Annotated in this window: 1 protein-coding gene; it reads right to left on the bottom strand. The window is 75.0% G+C overall.

Annotated features, from left to right (window positions below):
* On the bottom strand, positions 1-4,903 hold a 4,903-nt coding region (locus ACZ6ZI_RS40190; protein ID WP_469530098.1), incomplete at both ends, for a type I polyketide synthase.

The raw sequence follows: 4,903 nt of genomic DNA, 5'->3' as shown, positions 1-4,903 counted from the left end.
GGTCGAAGACGAGGGTCGCGGGAAGCCGCAGGCCGGTGGCCGCGTTGAGGGCGTTGCGCAGCTCGACGGCGGTCAGCGAGTCGAAGCCGAGCTCCCTGAACTGCCGGTCGACCGTGACGGAGCGAGCCGTTCCGTGGCCGAGGACCGTCGCGACCCGGTCGCGGACGAGGTCGAGCACGAAGGCGTGACGCTCCTCCGGGGGCAGGTCGACGAGTCGCCCGGCCACCGTGGCGTTCCCCGCCGTCTCGCGGGCGCCGTCGAGGGCGCGTCGCACGGGGGTCCGCACCAGCTTCCGGAGCAGCGGCGGCAGCGTTCCGGCGCGGGCCTGTGCCCGGAGCGCGCCGGTGTCCAGTCGGACGGGGACCAGGGTGGGCAGGGTGGAACGGCAGGCCGCGTCGAACAGGGCCAGGCCTTCGGCGGCTTCCAGCGCGACCAGTCCGGAGCGGCTGATCCGGCGCCGGTCCGCGTCGGCCAGGCCGGCCGTGAGCGTGCCGGCCTGCGCCCACAGGCCCCAGGCGAGGGACACGGCGGGGAGGCCCTGGGCGCGCCGGGACACGGCGAGGCCGTCCAGGAAGGTGTTGGCGGCGGCGTAGTTCGCCTGCCCGGCGCTGCCGAGCGTGCCCGCGGCGGAGGAGAAGAGGACGAACGCCGTGAGGTCCGCGTCGCGGGTCAGCTCGTGGAGGTGCCGGGCCGCGTCGGCCTTGGGACCGAAGACGTGGTCGACGCGCTCCGCCGTGAGCGCGGGTACGGTGCCGTCGTCGGTGACGCCTGCCGCGTGGACCACCCCGGTCAGGGGCCGGTCGGCCGGGATCGCGGCGAGGAGTTCGGCCAGGGCGGCGCGGTCCGCCACGTCGCAGCGGACGGTGTGCGGCTCGGCTCCCAGGGCGCGCAGCTCCGCGTCGAACTCCGCCGCGCCCGGGGCGTCGGGTCCCCGGCGGCCGGCCAGCAGGAGGTGGCGTACGCCGTGCTCGGTGACGAGGTGGCGGGCGACGAGCCGGCCCAGCGCCCCGGAGGCTCCGGTGACCAGGACGGTGCCGTCCGGGCCGAACGGGGCTTCGGTCGCCTCGGGGGCGGCGGCCCGTACGAGGCGCGGTACGAGCGCGGCTCCGTCCCGGACGGCCAGCTGCGGCTCGCCGGAGGCCGCCGCCGCGGTGAGCCCCGGAGCGGCGTCACCGTCGAGGTCCAGGAGGACGAACCGGCCCGGGTTCTCCGACTGTGCCGAGCGTACGAGGCCCCAGACGGCGGCCTGGGCCGGATCCACGCCGGCCCGGGTGCCGGTGTCGGCGGACGCCGGCACGGCGCCCCGTGTCACCACGACCAGGCGGGAGGCTGCCCACCGGTCGTCCGACAGCCACTGCCGGAGCAGGGCGAGCACCCGGCGTACGGCGGCGGCGGCCGTGACGTCGTCGGTGTCGAGCAGCGCGGGTACGGAGACGGCGACGGTCGCCGGGACCGTGGCGCCGTCCGGACCGGGGTCCAGATCGGCCGGGCTCGTGCACCACGTCACGTCGGCGGGGCCCTCGGCGGGCTCCGCGGCGGGCGGGCACGGTTCCCAGACGACCGTGAACAGCGCGTCGGCGAACGCCGTCGCGGGGTCGGTGGCCCCGTCGGCCCGGACGGGGCGTCCGGCGGGCACCGTCCGCAGGACCAGCCCGTCGATCGATGCGACGGGCCGTCCCCGTCCGTCGGTGATCAGCAGGGCCACCGCGTCCGTACCGGCCGTGTCGGCGCGGCTCAGACGGACCCGCAGGGTCTCGGCACCGGTGCCGTGGACGCTGACACCGGTCCAGGAGAAGGGCAGCCGCCCTTCGTCGCCGGCGTCGAGGAAGCCGTCCACGCTCAGGGCGTGCAGGGCCGCGTCGAGGAGGGCGGGGTGGATGGCGAAACCGTCGGTCGTGGTGCCGTCGGGCAGCGCGACCTCCGCGAAGAGTTCGTCGTCCCCTCGGCGCCACGCGCCGCGCAGGCCCCGGAACACCGGCCCGTACGCGAAGCCGGCTTCGGCGAGCGCGGCGTAGCGGTCGCCGATGTCGACGGGGATGGCGTCGGCGGGCGGCCAGGCGCCGTCCGTACCGGGCGGGGCGGGCAGGTCGGGGGCGAGGAAGCCGGTGGCGTGACGCGTCCAGGCGGTGTCGCCACCGGTCTCGGCGCTGGTCTCGTCGGCGCTCTCGGCCCGCGAGTAGATCTTGACCGAGCGGCGGTCCTGCGCGTCGTCGGCTCCGCCGACGACGACCCGTACCTGGACCGCGCCGTGCCGTGGGAGCACCAGGGGCGCGGCCAGGGTGAGTTCGTCGACCCGGCCGCAACCGAGCTCGTCGCCGGCGCGTACGGCCATGTCGAGGAACGCGGTGCCGGGGAGCAGGACCGTCCCGGCGACGGCGTGGTCGGCGAGCCAGGGGTGCGTGGCCAGGGACAGTCGTCCGGTGAGCAGCGATCCCGCGCCGTCGGGGAGCAGGGCGGCGGCTCCCAGGAGCGCGTGGCCGGCCGAGGCCAGTCCGGCGGCGGCGACGTCGGCGGGGGCGGTCGGGGCGTCGAGCCAGTAGTGCTCGTGTCGGAAGGCGTAGGTGGGCAGGTCGACGCGGTGCCCGGTGCCACCGCGGCCGGCGAGGAGGGCCGACCAGTCGACGGGGGTCCCGTGGACGTGGAGGCGGGCGAGCGCGGTGGTGACGGCCAGGTCCTCGGTCCGGTCCGTGCGCAGGGTGGGCACGGTGAGGGCCCGCTCGTCCAGGCGGTCCTGGGCCAGGGCGGTCAGGACCGCGCCGGGACCGATCTCCAGGAAGGTCCGTACGCCTTCCAGGGCGAGGGCGTCGAGGGCGTCGGCGAAGCGGACGGCCTCGCGGGCGTGGCTCACCCAGTAGTCGGGGGTGCCGAACTCCTCGGCGGGGACGATCCGTCCGGTGAGGGTGGAGACGATCGGCAGGGTCGGCGTGCCGAACGTCGCCCCTGCCGCGATCTGTCGGAACGCGTCGAGCATGGGTTCCATGAGCGGGGAGTGGAAGGCGTGGGAGACGGCCAGGGGTTTAGTCTTGCGGCCCTCGGCCGCGAGCGTGTCGACGACCGCCGCGATCGCGTCCTCGTCGCCCGAGACCACCACCGAGGAGGGTCCGTTGACGGCGGCGACGTCCGCCCGGTCCTCGAAGCCCACCAGGAGGTCCCGCACTTCCTCTTCGGAAGCCTCGACGGCGACCATCACGCCCCCGGCGGGCAACCCCTGCATCAGGCGCCCCCGCGCGGCCACCAGACGGGCCGCGTCCTCCAAGGACAGCACCCCCGCCACGTGCGCGACCGCGAACTCACCCACCGAATGCCCGGCCAGGAAGTCCGGCCGCACACCCCACGACTCCACGAGCCGGTACAACGCCACCTCGATCGCGAAGAGCGCCGGCTGCGCGAAGACCGTCCGGCTCAACAGCTCCGCGTGCCCACCGAACACCACCTCCTTCAGGGGCTGTTCGAGCTGTCCGTCCAGCTCGACGCACACCGCGTCGAAGGCGGCGGCGAATACGGGGAAGGTGGCATACAACTCCCTTCCCATACCGAGCCGTTGGCTGCCCTGCCCCGAGAACAGGAACGCGGTCCGGTGTCCGCCCACGGGCGCGCCGGACGGCGTTTCGCCGCGTAGGAGCGCCGTGCTCGCGGGTCGCCCGGCGGCGATGGCGGCCAGGCCGTCCAGCAGTTCCTCGCGGCTCGTGCCGACGGCCGCGGATCGGACGTCCAGCGTGGCGCGGGAGCCGGCCAGGGACAGGCCGATGTCGGCGAGGTCGTGGTCCGGGTGGTCCTCGATGTGGGTGAGGAGGCGCGCGGCCTGCTCGCGCAGGGCGTCCGGGTCCTTGGCGGAGACGGGCCACGCCATCGTCGTGGCGGCGGTCCGCGGGTTCTCGGATCCCTCGCGCGGCCCCGGGAGGTACGGTGCGGGCTGCTCCAGTACGACGTGGGCGTTGGTTCCGCTGACGCCGAAGGAGGACACGCCCGCACGTCGCGGCCTGCCGTGCTCCTCCGCCCATTCGCGGGTCTCGGTCAGCAGCCGGACCGCTCCGGCCGACCAGTCGACGTGCGGGGTCGGCTCGTCCACGTGCAGCGTCCGGGGCAGGACACCGTGGCGCATCGCCTGCACCATCTTGATCACACCACCCACGCCCGCGGCGGCCTGCGTGTGCCCGATGTTCGACTTGAGCGACCCCAACCACAGGGGCCGCTCCACCGGCCGGTCCTGCCCGTAGGTGGCCAACAGTGCCTGTGCCTCGATCGGGTCACCGAGCGTCGTGCCCGTGCCGTGGGCCTCGACCGCGTCGACGTCGGCCGGCGACAGACCCGCCTGGGCGAGCGCCTGCCGGATCACCCGCTGCTGCGCCGGACCGTTCGGCGCCGTCAAACCGTTCGACGCACCGTCCTGGTTCACCGCCGACCCCCGTACGACCGCCAACACCTCGTGCCCGTTGCGGCGCGCGTCCGACAGCCGCTCCACCAGCAGCATGCCCACACCCTCGGACCAGCCCGTACCGTCCGCCGACGCGGAGAACGCCTTGCACCGACCATCCGCCGCCAGCCCACGCTGCCGACTGAACTCCACGAAGACGTTGGGGGTCGCCATGACGGTGACACCGCCCACCAGCGCCATCGTGCACTCGCCCTGGCGCAGGGCCTGCGCCGCCAGGTGCAGGGCGACCAGCGAGGACGAACACGCCGTGTCGACCGTCACCGCCGGCCCCTCCAGGCCGAACGTGTAGGCGATGCGACCGGAAGCGATGCTGCCCGCGCTCCCGTTGACGAGGTATCCCTCCAGGCCGTCGGGTGCGGTGGACAGGCGCGAACCGTAGTCGTGGTACATGACGCCCGCGAACACACCGGTACGCGAACCCCGCACCGTCACCGGATCGATCCCCGCCCGCTCGAACACCTCCCACGA

The organism is Streptomyces sp. NPDC103540 (assembly GCF_055584445.1).
Note: the sequence above shows the minus strand (reverse complement) of the source record. Positions and strands in the feature narration are given on the sequence as shown.